18 protein-coding genes are annotated in these 17,213 nt (G+C 49.9%); 8 read left to right on the forward strand and 10 right to left on the reverse strand.

Annotated elements, in window-relative coordinates:
• Positions 1-120: 120 nt before the first annotated feature.
• Positions 121-291, forward strand: a complete 171-nt coding sequence (locus FJM74_RS22740; protein ID WP_206684022.1) for a methyltransferase domain-containing protein — start codon at positions 121-123, stop codon at positions 289-291.
• A 651-nt stretch (positions 292-942) separates the two neighbouring features.
• Entirely contained in the window at positions 943-1,440 is a 498-nt protein-coding gene (locus tag FJM74_RS08960) for a DinB family protein (protein WP_187262257.1), read from the forward strand.
• A 510-nt stretch (positions 1,441-1,950) separates the two neighbouring features.
• Here the strand turns inward: FJM74_RS08960 and FJM74_RS08965 are convergent.
• The 7 genes from FJM74_RS08965 to FJM74_RS08995 form a co-directional block, all read right to left on the reverse strand.
• Positions 1,951-2,121 carry a hypothetical protein gene (locus FJM74_RS08965; protein WP_187262258.1) on the reverse strand — a complete coding sequence of 57 codons (171 nt, stop codon included), beginning with the start codon at positions 2,119-2,121 and terminating at the stop codon, positions 1,951-1,953.
• Between the two features lie 587 nt (positions 2,122-2,708).
• Positions 2,709-3,476, reverse strand: a complete 768-nt coding sequence (locus tag FJM74_RS08970) for a ZIP family metal transporter (RefSeq protein WP_187262259.1) — start codon at positions 3,474-3,476, stop codon at positions 2,709-2,711.
• A gap of 9 nt (positions 3,477-3,485) precedes the next feature.
• Positions 3,486-4,220, reverse strand: coding sequence for a class I SAM-dependent methyltransferase (locus FJM74_RS08975; RefSeq protein WP_187262260.1), 735 nt, complete (start codon positions 4,218-4,220; stop codon positions 3,486-3,488).
• A gap of 167 nt (positions 4,221-4,387) precedes the next feature.
• Positions 4,388-4,678 (reverse strand): hypothetical protein, encoded by a 291-nt coding sequence (locus FJM74_RS08980; RefSeq protein ID WP_187262261.1) that lies wholly within the window; start codon positions 4,676-4,678, stop codon positions 4,388-4,390.
• 89 nt (positions 4,679-4,767) lie between these two features.
• Positions 4,768-5,358 carry a hypothetical protein gene (locus FJM74_RS08985; RefSeq protein WP_187262262.1) on the reverse strand — a complete coding sequence of 197 codons (591 nt, stop codon included), beginning with the start codon at positions 5,356-5,358 and terminating at the stop codon, positions 4,768-4,770.
• A 111-nt stretch (positions 5,359-5,469) separates the two neighbouring features.
• A complete protein-coding gene (gene nadC / locus FJM74_RS08990) occupies positions 5,470-6,327 on the reverse strand; it encodes a carboxylating nicotinate-nucleotide diphosphorylase (protein WP_187262263.1) in 858 nt (285 codons plus the stop codon).
• 63 nt (positions 6,328-6,390) lie between these two features.
• Complete coding sequence (locus FJM74_RS08995; protein WP_187262264.1) at positions 6,391-6,804, reverse strand: DUF4783 domain-containing protein; 414 nt, start codon at positions 6,802-6,804, stop codon at positions 6,391-6,393.
• A gap of 615 nt (positions 6,805-7,419) precedes the next feature.
• On the opposite strand from FJM74_RS08995, the gene gpmI reads away from it, so the two are divergent.
• The 3 genes from gpmI to FJM74_RS09010 all read left to right on the forward strand — a co-directional run bounded on the left by gpmI (position 7,420) and on the right by FJM74_RS09010 (position 11,409).
• Entirely contained in the window at positions 7,420-8,946 is a 1,527-nt protein-coding gene (gene gpmI, locus FJM74_RS09000; protein WP_187262265.1) for a 2,3-bisphosphoglycerate-independent phosphoglycerate mutase, read from the forward strand.
• Between the two features lie 7 nt (positions 8,947-8,953).
• Entirely contained in the window at positions 8,954-9,532 is a 579-nt protein-coding gene (locus tag FJM74_RS09005; protein WP_187262266.1) for a hypothetical protein, read from the forward strand.
• A 374-nt stretch (positions 9,533-9,906) separates the two neighbouring features.
• Positions 9,907-11,409 carry a M43 family zinc metalloprotease gene (locus FJM74_RS09010; RefSeq protein ID WP_187262267.1) on the forward strand — a complete coding sequence of 501 codons (1,503 nt, stop codon included), beginning with the start codon at positions 9,907-9,909 and terminating at the stop codon, positions 11,407-11,409.
• A gap of 142 nt (positions 11,410-11,551) precedes the next feature.
• Here FJM74_RS09010 and FJM74_RS09015 read toward each other — a convergent pair whose 3' ends face one another.
• The 3 genes from FJM74_RS09015 to prfA all read right to left on the reverse strand — a co-directional run bounded on the left by FJM74_RS09015 (position 11,552) and on the right by prfA (position 15,202).
• Complete coding sequence (locus FJM74_RS09015) at positions 11,552-11,974, reverse strand: secondary thiamine-phosphate synthase enzyme YjbQ (protein ID WP_187262268.1); 423 nt, start codon at positions 11,972-11,974, stop codon at positions 11,552-11,554.
• Positions 11,975-12,338: 364 nt separating this feature from the next.
• Positions 12,339-13,718 (reverse strand): right-handed parallel beta-helix repeat-containing protein, encoded by a 1,380-nt coding sequence (locus FJM74_RS09020; protein WP_187262269.1) that lies wholly within the window; start codon positions 13,716-13,718, stop codon positions 12,339-12,341.
• Between the two features lie 407 nt (positions 13,719-14,125).
• Complete coding sequence (gene prfA / locus FJM74_RS09025; RefSeq protein ID WP_187262270.1) at positions 14,126-15,202, reverse strand: peptide chain release factor 1; 1,077 nt, start codon at positions 15,200-15,202, stop codon at positions 14,126-14,128.
• Between the two features lie 85 nt (positions 15,203-15,287).
• Here prfA and FJM74_RS09030 point away from each other — a divergent pair, with 85 nt between their 5' ends.
• The 3 genes from FJM74_RS09030 to FJM74_RS09040 all read left to right on the forward strand — a co-directional run bounded on the left by FJM74_RS09030 (position 15,288) and on the right by FJM74_RS09040 (position 17,182).
• Positions 15,288-15,983, forward strand: a complete 696-nt coding sequence (locus tag FJM74_RS09030; RefSeq protein ID WP_187262271.1) for a Tll0287-like domain-containing protein — start codon at positions 15,288-15,290, stop codon at positions 15,981-15,983.
• Positions 15,984-16,612: 629 nt separating this feature from the next.
• Positions 16,613-16,930 carry a thioredoxin family protein gene (locus tag FJM74_RS09035; protein WP_187262272.1) on the forward strand — a complete coding sequence of 106 codons (318 nt, stop codon included), beginning with the start codon at positions 16,613-16,615 and terminating at the stop codon, positions 16,928-16,930.
• Positions 16,931-16,939: 9 nt separating this feature from the next.
• Positions 16,940-17,182 (forward strand): DUF6952 family protein, encoded by a 243-nt coding sequence (locus FJM74_RS09040; protein ID WP_187262273.1) that lies wholly within the window; start codon positions 16,940-16,942, stop codon positions 17,180-17,182.
• Positions 17,183-17,213: the final 31 nt, after the last annotated feature.

The following is a 17,213-nucleotide window of genomic DNA, read 5'->3' on the forward strand; positions in this document are numbered from 1 at the left end:
CATTATGAGCGAGTTTTGGGAGTCAAGCTTTCAAGATAAAAAGACGATGTAGGGATTTGAACCTGCAGCTGCCGCGATCGCAACGGCACAGTTATTCAAGGAAAAGGGCTTGCCAAAATTTTGATACCTGGATTTGGTTACGGCCGAAACGCAAAGGCCTTTACTGATAATGTGTTCAGTGTAACTGGAATAGAGGTTTCAGAGACTGCCATTAGCCTAGCCCGAAAATATTATGGGGATGATGTAAAAGTATACCATGGATCTGTCAGCGCTATGCCGCTCGACCGGTAGTTGTACGATGGGGTCTTTTGCTCTGCTTTAATCCACCTGTTAGAGGAGCAAGAGCGGATGAAGCTTATTGTTGATTGTCACAGCCAGCTCAGGCCCGGCGCGTACATGGTTTTTGTGACCATCTCCAAAAGCGATGCCAGGTATAGGGAGGGAGAAGCACTAAGCCAGGACAGGATTGAAACCAGGCACGCTGTCCAGCTCTTCTTCTATGATTCAGACTCTTAGGAAAGAGAATTCGGCAAATAACCTGTAGAAAACAGGCAGGGTAAAATAGCCGAGGCTGACTTACCCTGCCTGAATGCACGTCTCTATAATCGCTCTATTTAAGAGAACGCGAGTTCTGAAGCTTACTCCTTTTTGTTGACATAAATACAACTTGCTCCACCGATGGCACTTATAAAAAATCGGATTTTCGAACTATCAAAACGCTGTTTACATAACAGTAGTTGTATACCTTCTAATTAGCAAAAGGCAGGAAAGCTATAAAACTATGATCTATAGCATAGCACCAATTACCAGCCTTTACCCTGGAGAGTCGCTCTCCAAGTATATAAGTCCTACAACTGCAGGACAACAACAATTGCGCTAAATATATTGGCAATAACTAATATATTTAGTATTATTGCTTTCATAAACCATGAAAATAAACGTATGAAAATCATCGAAAAGCTTCTGAAGGAAATCGAGGAAGAAGGGCAGAAAACCCGTAAAATGCTAGCCATAGTGCCAGACGACAAGTACGATTGGCAGCCCCACCCCAAAAGTATGGCTGTCAAAGACCTCGCTCTGCACATTGCCGATTTGCTTACCTGGATAACTTTGGCTGTTACAACCGATGACCTTGACTTTGCTGCCAGCCCTTACAATCCAGGGAATGTACATAACACGAAGGAGCTCTTGACGCTGTTCGAGAAGAATCTGGCAAAGGCGAAAGCAGATATGGCGCAGGCAACAGCAGAGCAACTGGAAGAGTCCTGGACATTGCGTGACGGCGCTGTTATATACATGACCCTATCGAAGTATGAAACCATCCGCCATGCGCTGGCACAAACAATCCATCACAGGGCACAGCTTGGCTTGTACCTGCGGCTGCTGAACATCCCTATTCCGGGTAGCTACGGACCAAGTGCCGACGAGCAAGGCTTGTAGACAACAGAACAGGAGCTATAGGCAATTAAACTAAATCTCTTCTTTTGCTAATTGCTAAATCACTTATTAATCCGATAAAAATCAGCAATGGCAGCCAAATCATCGGAGAGATTATGCGATCTGTAAGGCCTGAGGTTTACTTAAATTAGAAAAAGCCTTGTAAACGAGAACTTTACAAGGCTTTTTCTTTAGCCGCTTTATAAACCATATAATTGATTCTAACTCCTCTTGAACACCCTACATACCCTACGTTCTTCCGGAGCCTTCCCGCCGCCCGCTCCCCAGAAGCTTAACTTGTTTCGAATGAAGACATGAGAATATTTTCATATTATAATTCATAATAAAATGAGAGGTTCCTGTGGAGCCTTTATAGTAATAAAGCTGAGGCTGCCGAGCATCAGGAAAATTATTCAGCAGACAGAAGATTATGGCATATTTTGCCTGCCGTAAAGGTAAATTTCGTTTCGCTGCCACTTTGCCGATGAAGCTGGCTTTGGTATTACCCAGGACCTAGGCTCCTTTCAGATTAGCATGGGGTCCCTGAAGTTTCCTGTTTTCAAACTCAACCAGTAATCTTGTTAAAATCTTTAATTCTTTGGCAGCTTCTGTTCCTGCCGCTACATTTGCCAGCTGCCCAATACGAACAGCAACGGCATGGTACTGCAATGGTGTTACAATCATTTTTCTTTCTTCACATTAATAATAGCTTTTACGAGAAAATCTTGCATCTATCCAGGCTGTTCGTATAAATAATAGGTACTCTTACTAAGTTTTTTTACGCTTTTATCCCAAAACTCGGTTTTTATACTTAAAGCAAACGAAAAAGCCGCCTACAAGCTAATCGCTGCTTTTATGCCTGCCACACCACCTCTCAAACTCCTCTGACCGACTCTCGTCGCCTTCCCCTTCAAAGCAGCTTGCCTCCCTTAAAGAAGTACATATCCGTAAAACCTATCGCATAGCAGCAGGAGAAAAGTGCTCCGGAGGACCTTTTCTATTTGAATAATTTGGTTTAATGTGCTGATGTGCTACTTATTCAATTTGGAAATTTGAAGATGAGAAGATTTGGAAATGAATGACCTGAGCAGGCTCTAAATACTCCTAACTATCAAAAAAAGCCCTGTGTCTTATGTCCTTTTTAATGAGCAGTTGAGGCTCTGGAGGGGCATTTTTATTAGAATAATCAACTGCACCAAGTGCTTCCAGCCATCGCAACCACTTGGGCGCAAAATCATGCACCAGCTGCAACAGCAAGAAGGGCAGCCTCACTAAAAATGAATAAAGCTGCTTAGGATCGCCAGGCTCAGGCCCAGCAAAGTGGCAATGAGCTTGTTGCGGTTAAAATGGTGATCAGGGCTTGTCTCGAACAGAATTGTAGTGGAGATGTGCAGAAAGTTGCCCGCCACAATACCCGTCAGGGCGGTGTAGATCGGGCTGTCGTTGGCGAGGCCGTTAAGGAACGTGTTGCTGAACACGACTCCCATGGGTGCGCCAACGGCAAATATCAGCAGCCACAGAAAGGCCTTCTTAAAACTTTCCAGCCGCGATAACAACACTGACATCAGGGCGAAGGCAGCCGGTATGTGATGGATGGCTACCCCAAACAGAATGGTGTAGAAACTGCTGCCCTCGTGCACATGCCCTGCATGCAGGTGTCCATGCCCGCGGTCTACCAGTATGCTCCCTTCTAAAAAGGAGTGTACAAAAAGGGAGCCCAGCAGTAGGAACGGCAGAGAGCCGATGCGGCTATGCTCGTGCTTGTGTACGTGCATGTGCCCGTGCTCTACTCCATGCGAGAACAGCTCCAGCACCAGCTGCAAAAAGAATCCGGCCAGCACCCAGTAACCAACGGCATGTGGGTTTTCGTTGGCCAGCAGCACATCGGGCAGCAGGTGAATAATGGTAATGGTAAACAGGTAGGCACCGCTAAAGGCAAGCGCCATTTTCAGCCAACGGCTGTTGGTAGGCGGAAAGATCTTGACCAGGAAGCTGGAGAGTACTACCGTCAGGAAAAGGACAGGAATGGCTATAAACATGAAGATCTACTATTTCTTAAGCACATAAATCATCCGCTCGCTTTCCAGGCGGCAATAGGGGGTGAGTTTATAGTCGCCAAACAGATCGACCAACCGAAGCTTCGCCATCAGAAAATATTCCATAAAGTCTTCCTGGCGCAGGGCGCGCACCCGCTCTTCGAACTGATACTCCTGGCCCTGATCCGTAAAAGAGATCGTTTTTACGATAAAGCCGTTCTCCACACCACGGGTTATATTAAACTGAATGCCGTGCACCGTCTTCTCTTCGTGCGCTACCAGGTGCTCAATGGTCTTTTCCGTGTTCATAAAATCGATTACCAGCTTGCCCCCGTGCTTCAACGAATCAGCGGCTGCCAGCAAAGCCACCACGTTCTCTGTCTCGTTATCGAAGTAGCCAAAGCTGGTGAACAGGTTCAGTACAAAGTCGAAATGCGCCGGTTTGTAAACCTCGCGCATGTCGTGCCTGCTAAAATGGAGGCGCTCGTTCTCAAACTGCTTGGCATAAGCAATGCTCTGCTCCGAAAGGTCTATGCCTGTCACATCGTATCCTTTCCGGCTCAGATAAACAGAATGCCGGCCTTTGCCACAGGCCAGGTCCAGTATTTTATCAGCAGGCTTAGGGTGCAGGTAAGTCAGCAGGTTATCGATAAAGGAATGGGCATCCTGTTCATCACGGTTACTGTAAAGTAGATGATAATAAGGTGAGTCAAACCAAGTGCTGAACCACTCCTCGGGCTGTGTCATATTTTCACTAAAAGCAATTATGTTGCAAATATAGAACTAATTTTGATTTCTTACCTACATAAGCTCCCAGGCAGCACCTGGAGCATCCGGAAAAATAGCAAAAAGCACTGCCGCTGCTGTGGATCCACAACAGCGGCAGTGCTTTAAACAACAGGTGGTAAGAGAAATTAGCGGCGAATTGCGCCTGCTGCAGTGTTCGTTTCCTCTGTCTCCCTAATGCTGTCGCCTGGCTGCACGGTATTTGCGCCGGGGTCATGATTCGGCAATACCTCCTGCTGTTCGGCATCCTGGCCATGCGACCCTTTTACCGTTTCAATATTATGAGTATTGCGGGTACCTGGAGCTACCAAATCAACAGATACTTTTGATTCAGGCCGTTGGTCTTTAGGAGTATCACAAGAAGTGATCGTCATTACACCGCATACCGCGGCAACTACTGCTACTACGTTCTTATTCATTTTTGCTCTAGTTATACGTCAGTCTGTAACAGCCACCGGTTGGCGGCTCAAAGTTTGCACTTACGGAAATATTTTTATGTTGGATTTATTTACTGGCCCAGCAGGTTCTTGCGGCGCAGCATTGACTCCATCAGTTTAATGTCGTTGGGGCTATTGAAAATGCGGAAAGGCAAGTGAAAAAACACCGGCACCTGGAATGTTCTGGCCAGCCACCCTCTAAACCCTTTGGGCAGCTGATCAGCCCCAGGCTCCTTCAGCCACAGCAGATAGGCATCGTCTTTCAGGGTGGCCCTGTCGATCATGTCCCAGGTCAGGGCCATGCCTTCGCGGTCGTTGCGCTTCATCAGCACCTGGCGCTGGTCGATCTCATAATAGAGCTTCTCGAACAGCACTTTGCTCTGCTCCATCTGCGTTACGCCCATTACCTGGGCCGAGCGGATGAGCACAAACAGAATGGTTACCACAATGGCACTTGCCACCCACCACCACGAAAAGCTGTAGAGAGTCGGCAACAGGAACAGCGCCAGCGGAATTAGCGCGTACCACCAGTCCTTGCGCCAAATCTGCTTCAGCGCCATGGTGGTGTACGTGTTTTTGTCGAACTGATACTTTTTTGTGCGGATAGCCAGCGGGGAAGACCCCTGCGGTGCCCGGAAACCTCTTTGATTTGGTTGCTGCATAAAAATTGAACTATCGAAACGGCATCCTCTTAAGCCGGCTGCCCCTTATAATAAGCACAAGGCGGCAGGAGAATGCCTACTTTTTAAAATCCCGGTGCAATTTACGCTAAATTAATATGCTTTCAGACTCAGATCTAAACTTTTCGTAGAGTGCGTCAGGGCGCCGACCGAAATAAAGTCAACGCCGGTGCGCGCCACCGCTGCTATGGTCTCTTCTGTAATGCCTCCCGAGGCCTCGGTTTCGTAGCGTCCTCCGATCAGTTTCACCGCCTCCCGCATCAGGTCCGGCGACATATTATCGAGCATAATCCGGTGTATTCCGCCTGTGTCGAGGGCTTGTTTTACTTCTTCCAGGTTGCGCGTCTCTACCTCAATCTGCAGGTCCTTGCCTTTTTCCTGCAGGTAGCGGTGCGTAGCCTCTATGGCCTCCCGGATGCCTCCGGCATAGTCTACATGGTTATCTTTGAGCATGATCATGTCGAAGAGGCCGAACCGGTGGTTGAGTCCGCCGCCAATGAGCACAGCCCATTTTTCCATCATCCGGAAGTTGGGGGTTGTTTTGCGGGTGTCCAGCAGCCGGGCGCCGGTGCCTTCTATGAGTTTGTTCAGGCGATTTGTGTAGGTGGCAATGCCGCTCATGCGCTGCATGCAGTTGAGCACCAGCCGCTCGGCCGTGAGGATAGACTGGGCCTTGCCCTGCACGGTAAAGGCAATGTCGCCATGCTTTACAGGGGCACCGTCGTGCAGCAGCACGTTTAGCTGCAGATCGGGGTCTACCTGCCGGAAGATGTGGCCTGCCATTTCTACTCCGGCCAGCATGCCTTCGCCCTTCACCAGCAGGCGCGCCTGGTTCTGAGCCGTGCCGGGGATAGAGGCCAGCGAAGAGTGGTCGCCATCGCCAACGTCTTCGGCCAGGGCCCTGTAGATAAACTCCTGTATGTTCTTTTCGGTTAGGTATGTTGCTTTCACAGTGCAAAAATAAAAAAAGCCCGGTATTATCTGCCGGGCTTCTCCAAATATCCTGCTATAGGTTTAGTCTTTGATAAAGTTGATCGAGTATATCTGCGCCCGCCCGTCTTCTTCCTTAAAACGGACAAGCACCGTATTGGATGCCGCCTTGGAGGTATATGCCAGAATCACGTACCGCTGGCCACCATCAGAACTGCCTTTGTGGCCCACAGAGCACTCTACAGGCGGGTACTTGCTGAAAAAGTTTTTCATGACAAACTCGGCCTGGGTGCTGCTATAGCTGGTGGCGTTTCCACCGTCCATGGTAATTTCTACTACACTGTTAAAATTTCTTGCCAGATCTTTGGCGGAGCCAACTTTAAACGCAGCGCTTATACGGCCTATAAAGTCGCCCTGTGCAATAGTATGTCCTATGGGTAAAAAAGCGATGGCCAACAAGAAGGTAAGTACTACTGCAATGTGTTTAAAGTTTTTCATAAAAAATGATTGATATCTTGCTACTGTTAGCAGCCAAAACTATGCCAATAGCACAGTTCCTGTGTAGTCTAATTGTTTTAGCTTGCAAATTCTCCTGTAAGGTACCTGCTTCTGTTATTTTCAGGCTCATAAACAGCGGATAATAGGGCATGAAGCGTAATTAAAGGCCGCAGTCATAGGCTATCGCCCTACTCACCTGCGGCTCCGGCATCTGCATTACAACCTTTGTTAGCAGCCTCCATGCCGGCAGGAGCAGGGGCAGCAAGGGCAGAGCGCTCCGAAGGGCCATTTTCATTCAAATAATTGTCGGGGCTTACCCTGCTGCGTTAATATCGAGTACTTCTCAGAACCAGAAAGGCCTCTATGGAATGCCTGATAGGCCGCACCCGCTACCTGCACTAAATATAATAGTAATTCTTAAATATATAAAAAATAATACTACCACCCCTCATCCAAACTGTGCGGCAGGAGCAGAATGGCACCTGCCGTACGCTCCGGCTTATGGCACCATCTGGCTGACACTTCAAGAAAAAGCATTTATTCTTGACAATTCAAAGTTCTGTTCTTAGCTTGTCTGAAAACAGGCTATTGAAAGTTTATGCCTATATTTGCACCATGGATAAAAAGGTACTCTTAGTTATTTTAGATGGGTGGGGGATAGCCACAAACCCGGAAGTTTCGGCTATTCAGAAAGCCAATACACCCTTTGTTGACTCTATTCTCCAGAAATATCCCCGCACCACCCTGCAGGCCTCAGGCGAAGCAGTAGGGCTGCCCGAAGGCCAGATGGGCAACTCCGAAGTGGGCCATATGAACATTGGCGCCGGCCGTGTGGTGTACCAGGACCTTGTGCGTATCAACAAGTCTATCGCAGAGCATAAGCTGGCCTCTATGCCGGCTCTGTCTGATGCCTTTCTGTTTGCCAAAGAACAGAAAAAAGACGTGCACCTGATCGGGCTGCTGTCTGATGGCGGTGTGCACTCGCACATTGAGCACCTGAAGGCGCTGTGCTCTGTTGCCAGCGACTTTGAGTTGCACCGTGTCTTTATCCATGCCTTTACCGATGGCCGCGACACCGACCCCAAAGGTGGCGTGAAATACATAAATGAACTGGAGCAGCACCTGGAGAACACCACCGGCACTATTGCCTCCATTGTGGGCCGCTACTACGCCATGGACCGCGACAACCGCTGGGAACGCATAAAACTGGCCTACGACCTGATGGTGCACGGCAAGGGCACACCTTCTCAGAACCTCATCAAGTCGATGCTCACCTCTTATAACGAAGGCGTGACCGACGAATTTATAAAGCCCATTGTGAAGGTAACGGACCAGCAGCAGCCTATTGCCACCATTAAGGAGGGCGATGTAGTGATCTGCTTTAACTACCGCACCGACCGTGGGCGCGAGATTACGCAGGCACTTACCCAGCGCGATTTCCCGGAGCAGGAGATGCAGAAGCTGAACCTGCGCTACATCACCCTCACCAACTACGACGACTCGTTTGTAGGCGTAGAGGCTATTTTTGATAAAGACAACCTTAACAATACCTTAGGCGAAGTCCTGGCCAAAGCAGGCAAGCGGCAAATCCGTATTGCCGAAACTGAAAAATACCCGCACGTAACCTTCTTCTTTTCGGGAGGCCGGGAAACGCAGTTCGAAGGTGAAAAACGCCTCATGTGCCCTTCGCCCAAAGTGGCCACCTACGACCTGCAGCCAGAGATGAGCGCCTTCGACATTCGTGACGCCATTATACCGGAGCTGCAGCAAAAAACAGCCGACTTTATATGCCTGAACTTTGCTAACCCCGACATGGTGGGCCACACGGGCGTTTTTGAGGCAGCCGTAAGAGCCTGCGAAGTAGTAGACCAGTGTGCAGAGGCCGTGATAACCACCGCCCTCGAAAACGGTTACGAAACGCTGGTAATTGCCGACCACGGCAATGCCGACTGCATGATAAACCCTGACGGCACGCCAAACACGGCCCACACCACCAGTCTGGTGCCATGCATACTGGTAAGCAACACCTATACCGGCATGCTTCATGAAGGAAAACTCGGAGACTTAGCCCCCACTATACTGGATCTGCTGGGGCTGGAGCAACCCGCTGAAATGACCGGAACAACTTTGCTACAGAAATAAGCACTACTTGGTTAAGCCTAAAACCATACTGATACTTGGCTCTCTTGTAGCCATGGTAGCTTGTGAGAGACCTGCAGCACCAACATCTGCCAGTGCTGCAGCCTCTTACAACTTAACCGCATACCTGGAGCAGCAGACGGCACGCCTGCAAAAAGAGCAGCCGATGGTGCTAAAATCAGTGACCACGCAAAAGCAGCAAACCGAGACCATCGAAACCACGAACCTCGACTGGACAGACGAACTCGCCATTTTTAGGGATGTGGACCTGAGCCGCCCGGCCTTGCGTGAGTTTTACACCGAAACCAGCACCGAGCTACCCAATGGTCATACCCAGGTGCTCTATACCAAGTCAGAGACATCGGCAGCACCGGTGCAGTACCTGCAGCTACACCTGTCGCCCAGCCAGAAGCTTCAGCGGCTGGAGGCCCTGGTTCTGGACGAGAATATCCTGTTTTACTCCAGACGAAAAGTAGTGCTGACCACTGATCCGCAGGAAAACGGCAACATTTCTTCTTACCGCATCGAGGGCACTCAAAAACTTATCTTCAGCGACTCCCTCCATTACAACATCATAGCTAATCTGTAAGCGCCTGCCGCGAGCTGTATCTGCTGCAGGCTTTGCTGCCTGATAAAAAACAGGAGCTTGGCACTATATTGTTTAAAATAAAGTTTAATTATAAGCTTTGTTGCTGACGAGGCCTGCTGGTAACTACTGCTAAGACCCGACGGAGAATAAATATGGTGTCCCGCCATAAGCAGTGTTATCCCTAAGAGGTCTAAGATTGCGGCGGCACGCTCCGCCAGATAAGTATACCTGGCATCCGGATGCAGTACAACAAGTTCAGGTATTATCTGTTAAGCATGTGGATAGCATGACTTTGCAATATTTGACCAAGACTGTTACTATGCTCCGAATCGCTCATACGATCAGTAGAAATTTGTAATTGCACTTATAACGGCATGCGCGCATTTATTCTCTTCCTTTTATGCAGCTGGTGCAGTAGCCTGAGCTGTCTGGGGCAGGCTGCCACAGGAGCGCCTGGCGTGCCAACCCGCTCCTGCGCCACTACTGCCTACCAGGAAGCGCTGCTGAAAAAAGACTCTGCTCTGCTCCTGCGCCAGCTGCAAACCAGGCAACAGGCAGAAAACGCATCCCTGAAGTTAAGCCAGAGCAAAGCGCTGCGCAAAACCACCGTTACCATACCGGTGGTATTTCATGTGGTGTATAACACTGAGGCCCAGAACATTCCGGATGAGCAGATCTTGTCGCAGCTCGCCATCCTGAACAACGACTTCAGGCGCAGAAATACCGATACTGTTGATACACCTTCCCACTTCAAGCCCTTGGCAGCCGACACGGAAATAGAGTTCTGTCTGGCCTCCATAGATCCCAATGGCGACTTAACCACTGGCATTACCCGCACCAAAACCGACAAGATCTCTTTTGAGACCTCCCGCGACGATGTAAAGTTCGCGAGCAGGGGAGGAGCCGACATCTGGGACAGCCGCCAGTACCTCAACATCTGGATCTGCAACATTACGGGAAATATTCTGGGCTATTCCTCTTTTCCGGGGTACAATGCCAGTATAGACGGGGTGGTGCTACTTTATTCATCCATAGGTGCTCCGCCTTTTAACAGGGCTGCCGGCCCCTACAACCAGGGCCGCACTGCTACCCATGAGGTAGGGCACTGGCTTGGCCTGAGGCACACATGGGGCGCAGGCTGCAACAATGCCGATGGCATAGACGATACCCCCAACCAGCAGCGCGAAACCTCAGGTTGCCCCGATAACATTGTTTCGTCGTGCAACAACGGGCCCTTTGGTAACATGTGGCAGAACTACATGGACTATACCGACGACGGCTGCATGAACATGTTCACCCGCGGGCAGGCCGCTTTTATGCAGGCCACCTTAGCCACAGCGCGTGCCTCTATCCTGAACTCACTTGCCTGTACCGGCGATATCCGCTCCGACTTCGAGGTCACAAACCCTGCCGACACGCTGGTGCTGGCAGGCACAACGGTAAACTTCATAGATAAATCGGAAGGCTCGAGGCCCGTTTCGTGGCTTTGGGAATTTGAGGGCGGCACACCAGCCACCTCTACACAGCAGGCGCCTAGCGTAACTTACAACACTCCTGGTTTATACAAGGTCCTGCTAACAGTAGCCAACGGCGTAGTGAGCGATACCGAAGAGAAAACAGCCTTTATACAGGTTACAGTTAGCGACCTGGTGGTGTTTCCGAACCCGGCAGGAGAGTACATCACCATAGAGCAGCCTGCCCGCGTAGAGGTAAGGCACCTTGAACTGGTGAATAGCATGGGCCAGACGGTGCTACGGCAGGAGGTAAAAGAACGGGTAGTGCAGCTACAGGTGCAGCATCTGCCGGCAGGCATTTACTACCTCCGCATCCAAAGTTCCGACGGCCTGGAGATTAAAAAGATAAGCGTGATCAGGTAAGGTTAATGTGCTGATTTTTTAATGTGCTAATTCATATATGGTTAAATGGCTTAATTGTTAAATGGTTGATTTGGAGATCTTAACTCTTTACGATTCGGACCTTATTCCTCCAACAATCAACAACTAGCAAACAACAACCAACTTAATTCCCCTGCAGCGTTACTACCAACCAGCGTTTGGAGGCGTGGTCGCGGTGTTCGCAGAGGTAAATTCCCTGCCAGGTGCCCATGTTGAATTTCCCGTTGGTAATTGGTACGGTTACGGAAGAGCCCAGAATCGCGGCTTTCAGGTGGGCGGGCATGTCGTCGGAGCCTTCGAGGGTATGCTTGTAGTACGGGGCATTTTCGGGCACCATCTTGTTGAAATGGCTTTCAAAATCCTGCCGCACAGTGGGGTCGGCATCTTCGTTTATGGTCAGGCTGGCGGAGGTGTGCTTGATAAAAATATGCGCCAAGCCCACCTTTATCTCCTCCAGCTCATGCAGCTGCGACTCTATTAAATCGGTGATAAGATGAAAGCCCCGCTTCACGGCCGGCAACCTGATTTCCTTCTGATACCATTTCATAGTTCTAATTTTGAATGAGTGATTGAGTGGATAAGTGAATATTTCTAATTCCGAACGAGTAGTTGAATGATTAAGTGAATGTTTCATACGGCACTGCTCCTGATTGGCTGCATTCCGGAATTATTCTAATGAAAAAGGCCCTCCGGAGGCTCTGCTGCTGCTACTGTTTTGTCTGAATCTCTATATAGGGCCCCTACCCCAAGAATTTACAGAATTCAAGAATGTTCAGAATATATTAGCCTTAGGTTTTCTGATCCTTATTGATTCAGTACATTTCAACCTATTAGCACCATTTCCAAATCTTCTCATCTCCAAATTTTCAAATTGAAGAATTAGCACATCAGCACATTGAAAAATTAGCACATTAATCCACGGTTCTCTCAAAGGCGCCGATGTCGGGTTTGGTGGTGCTGCGGCTCTGGCCTTTTAGATCCCGGCGCACATCCAGCAGTGGTTTGGCGGCGCCACTGGCTACGGAGAGCGTATCGAGGCTGAAATCCTGTTTAGACGCCGCTACAAACTTCGGGTCCTGGTTCAGAATGTTGCCGTCTTCGCCCAGCAGGTCTTTAAAAATCTCGGTGCGCAGCACATTGTTGGCCACCTCGGCTGTAATGGAGCCGCCATCGCTCTCAAGCAGCAGCTCGTCTTTAAAGTTAAAGCCATCGGAATACACAATCGAGTTCACGAGCCGCAGGTTCGCCTCCATGTTCCGGATCTCGGTGCCGGGTATGTAATCGGTAATCACAAAGGAGGGTGATTCGCGCTGCATGGGGTTGTTGTAATTTACGATAGTGGTGTAAACAACTTCGTAGTTGCCGCCGCCCAGACCGCTGAAGCCATACCGCCCGCAGTTGTGAATGAGCGTGTTCACCACACTTATATTGGAGGTAAACCCGATAATACCATCCTGAAAGGCATATTGAATGGCGCAGCCCTCTATGAGCGTACCTCCTTTGCCGGGGTTGCCAATGCGAAAGCCCCACACCGTATTCCGGATGTCGGCATACCGGATGCGGTTATTCTCGCTCTGCGTCAGGATCTGGATGCCCTGCCACTGCCCCGGTGCCTGCTGGTAGCTTTGCTCCCGCCGATAGCCACTGAAAACCACGCGTTCTTCGGGCGTACCTTCCACGAGCAAGGTCCCGTTTACGAGCAGCACTGCGCCCGGCGTGGCAAATACCTGTGTGCCTTTTTCGATGGTAAGTGTTTCGCCGGCCCTTACCAGAATGGTATCGAGCAGCACGTGGGCTTTGTCGCTGCCCCACACGGTGGTGCCAATGGCGGCCTTGCTATGGAAATAAGCGTTTTGCCCATAGGCGACCAGCTTTACCTTTTGCAGGTTGCCATTGGTCCGGAACATGATGGAATCGCTGACCAGAAACGGCTGGCTTACGTCAGACGGGTCGATGTTCACTTTTACCAGGATAAACAGGCTGTCGCGGCCGCGCAGTTCCAGGTTATTGGCAATGGGGCTTTCTACGCCATTAATGGTAAGCTTGTAGGGCGATGCTCCGGAACCACCCAACGTAATGTCGCTGATGCGGACGGCCTTTTTGTTGGGGTTGTATACCTTGAGCCGCTTGGTAATGCTGCCGCGCGCTACAAAAACGGTATCGAACAGCACCGTATCGGCAGAAAAACTCAGAACAGCCCCAGGATCTGCCGTGACCACCTCATCGTCGGGCGTACAGGAAAACACCGAGAGCAGGCAGAGCAGAGGCAGAAGGGAGATAAGGTATTTCAAGGTCGAGTTCTTTTGTTATGCCTGAATTATTTGAATGGAAACAGCCCTCCGGAGCCTTTTATAAATGTTATTTGATGCCAGATTATAGTATCACGTATTCCGGCACATGGCGCAAGACTTCTAATTCGTTATGGTTGACTTCTGCTTCAGGATTTACTTTTAAATCGCCAGATCAACCAATTAACAATAGAACCATTCAGCCATCAAACAAGCCATATATCAAGCAGCAACCAAGTTATTCTAATGAAAACGGCCCTCCGGAGGTGCTGATACATGCCATGAGCCTGTTCCTTATAAACTGGGAAACGAAGCGGCATCGTATAAAACAAATCAGGAATACGATAGAGTCTCTCTCCCTCTACCATACTCCCGACTCTCTGATTGCTAAATTTTTAAAAAGCAATATATTATTCAGCGGCAGCGCCTTCTTTCAGTTTCTCGGCGTTTTCGGCAATGCGGAGCTGCTCTACAAAGTCTTCTATGTTGCCCTCCATTACGGCTGGCAGGTTGTACACGGTGTAGCCAATACGGTGGTCGGTTACGCGGCCCTGCGGGTAGTTGTAGGTGCGGATCTTGTCGGAGCGGTCGCCGCCGCCTACCATGCTCTTGCGCTGGGCACCCTCGGCCTCCAGTTTTTTGGCCAGCTCGATTTCGTAAATACGGGAGCGAAGCACCTTCAGAGCCTTGTCGTAGTTTTTGAGCTGCGATTTCTGGTCCTGGCACTGCGCCACAATACCGGTCGGGATGTGCGTCAGGCGCACGGCAGAATACGTCGTGTTCACCGACTGACCGCCCGGGCCTGACGACATGAACAGGTCTTTGCGGATATCGTTCATGTCGAGGTCGATGTCGAACTCCTCCACCTCGGGCAGCACGATTACCGAGGCAACCGAGGTATGGATACGGCCCTGGGTTTCGGTGGCCGGCACCCGCTGCACGCGGTGCACCCCAGATTCAAACTTGAGCTTGCCGTACACATCCTCGCCCGACATGCCTACTATAATCTCTTTGTAACCGCCCGAGGTGCCTTCCATGGCATCCATCAGCTCCACGCGCCAGCCCATTTTCTCGGCAAAGCGGGTGTACATGCGGTACAGGTCGCCGGCAAAGATAGAAGCCTCGTCGCCACCGGCACCGGCTCTGATCTCCATGATAATATCTTTGCTGTCGTTGGGGTCTTTGGGTATGAGCAGTTCTTTCAGGAGCTCCTCCATCTTTTCCCGCTGGGGCAGCAGCTCGTCCAGCTCCTCTTTGGCCATCTCCCGGAAGTCCTCGTCCTTCTCGGTAGCGATCACCTGCTTGGCGCTGTCGATATTACTGAGTATATTCAGATACTTTTTGTATTCGGTAACGATCTTATCCAGATCTTTGTATTCTTTGTTCAGCGATTTGAATTTCTTCATATCGCTGGCCACGTCAGGCTGGATAAGGAGCTGGCTTACTTCTTCAAACCGATGGTTTATGGCTTCTAATTTATCTAACATTGCGCTGCTATGGTTTTAAAGTGCAAAGATACTAAATTGGCGTGTAGTTTCTTTTATACATTTTTATACATTACGCACTAAAAAGATGTTCCACCTACCCCGTATCCTATATGCTATAACCTTTGCGGCTGCCTTTATAGTTTCAGGCTGCGAAGTTAAAGTAAAGCCTGTTGAGGGCGGAAAAGAGATTGCCAAAGAGCTGGAGCGGCGTAAGGTAAAGCGCGTAACAGGAGCTCAGATTCTGGCAGCAGCCCGCACGGCCGGCGACTCGATAGTGGCTGCCGGCCAATACCAATTGGACCTGGACCTGCAGCAGCACCTTGACAGCGGCGGCGTAGCTGCCGCCATGGCCTATTGCCTGCCCGAGCAGTCTGATATAGTGCAGGCCATGGAGCAGAAGTATGGCGGCACTGCCCGCCGCACCAGCCTAAAGCTCCGCAACCCGGCCAACAAGGCAGAGGGGGCAGCAGCAGTGGCCTTGCAGCAGTATGCCCGGGGCAGCCAGCAGGAGCCCACCATACAGGAGCTAAACCAGCAGGAGCTGCTCTACACGGCCCCTATCTACATCCGGAGCGAAAGCTGCCTTCGCTGCCACGGCACACCAGGCAAGGAACTGTCGGAGGCAGATCATGAGCTCATCAGGCAAAAATACCCTGCCGACGAGGCCATCGGCTATGCGCCCGGCGAGCTGCGGGGCATGTGGCACATCAGGTTCACCAAACAAGGCATTGTTACCGACATGACCACCCAACCCAAGAAGAAGATAAAGATGGGGTTTTAGGGCTGCACCAGGTCAACTATTTCAACTGGCAGGTTGTTGGTTGCTGATGGTTGGTTGTTGGTTGCTGTTTGTTGATTGCTGAATGGTTAAATTGCTAAATGGTTAAATTGTTGAAATGAATCTCCAGCTGTTTAAAGTCTTCCGCAGGGCGACTTCAAACTGACCATGGATCAGGAGGAACTCTGTTCCGGACCGCCTGGATAAACAGTTCGAACTGTAGTACAATCAGCAAGTATCCTGTAATCCATTTAGCAGGCTTTACTGCCAATCGCCAGTAGGAAATCGGAGACTTCCATTTTTCATTTAACATTTGAAGTCCTCCCCCGGAAGCCTCCAAACAGCAGGTTGGTCTTGATGATGGCACCTTGCCGATCCTCTAATCCTGATAATCCTGATTCAGGCTTAGAAAGTCCTGTGTCTTAAAAAAGCTCGGGAGGGGCATTTTCATTAGAATAATTCATGCTGGCCTGAGCCTGGCAGCACGCCGGCATAGCAGAAACCACAGGCCAAAGCCATCATCCCAAAACCTGAACCTGATATTTGTTGTATATTTGCAGTTGAAACATTTATGCAGGCAAGCAGGCACAGTTCATGCCTGCCCAAATTTTAACCTTAAAAAATTTTACTCTATGGCCGTTATAAAAGCAACTGACGCTGATTTTGCAGGCATCCTGAAATCGAACCAGCATGTGGTGGTAAAGTACTTTGCAGACTGGTGTGGCAACTGCCGGTTATTCTCACCGAAGTTCAAGCGCCTCTCAGAAGATGAGCATTTCACCAATGTTACGTTTGTAGATGTAAATGCCGAAACGAGTCCGGAAGCCCGAAAGCTGGCGGGCGTTACCAACCTGCCTTTTTTTGCAGTTTTTAAGAATGGTAACCTTGTAGACACTGTGGCCGCCAGCAAAGAAGAAGCTGTGCGCACCCTGATCCATAAACTTGTTTAATTAAGAAAAATGAAAATTCCGGTAATAAAAAACCTGGTTGAAACGCAAAGCATTGAAGCCCTGATGGCTGCAGAAGCAGCTATTCTGGAGGAACAAACCCCTGCAATAGAGATACAAGGAGAAGACGAAGGCGAGCAACTCACGCACGTGCTGGCGGCTGTCTGGATCCTGAACCAGATGCACCACCAGCACGTCGATTTTAAAACGGCGCTGCGCGAATATACCCAAAAGGTGAGGACTTCCATCAGCTAGCAACAGCTCCCTCTGGTCCTGTTGCCTCAGC

It is taken from the genome of Pontibacter beigongshangensis (genome assembly GCF_014332515.1).
Taxonomy (GTDB): domain Bacteria; phylum Bacteroidota; class Bacteroidia; order Cytophagales; family Hymenobacteraceae; genus Pontibacter; species Pontibacter beigongshangensis.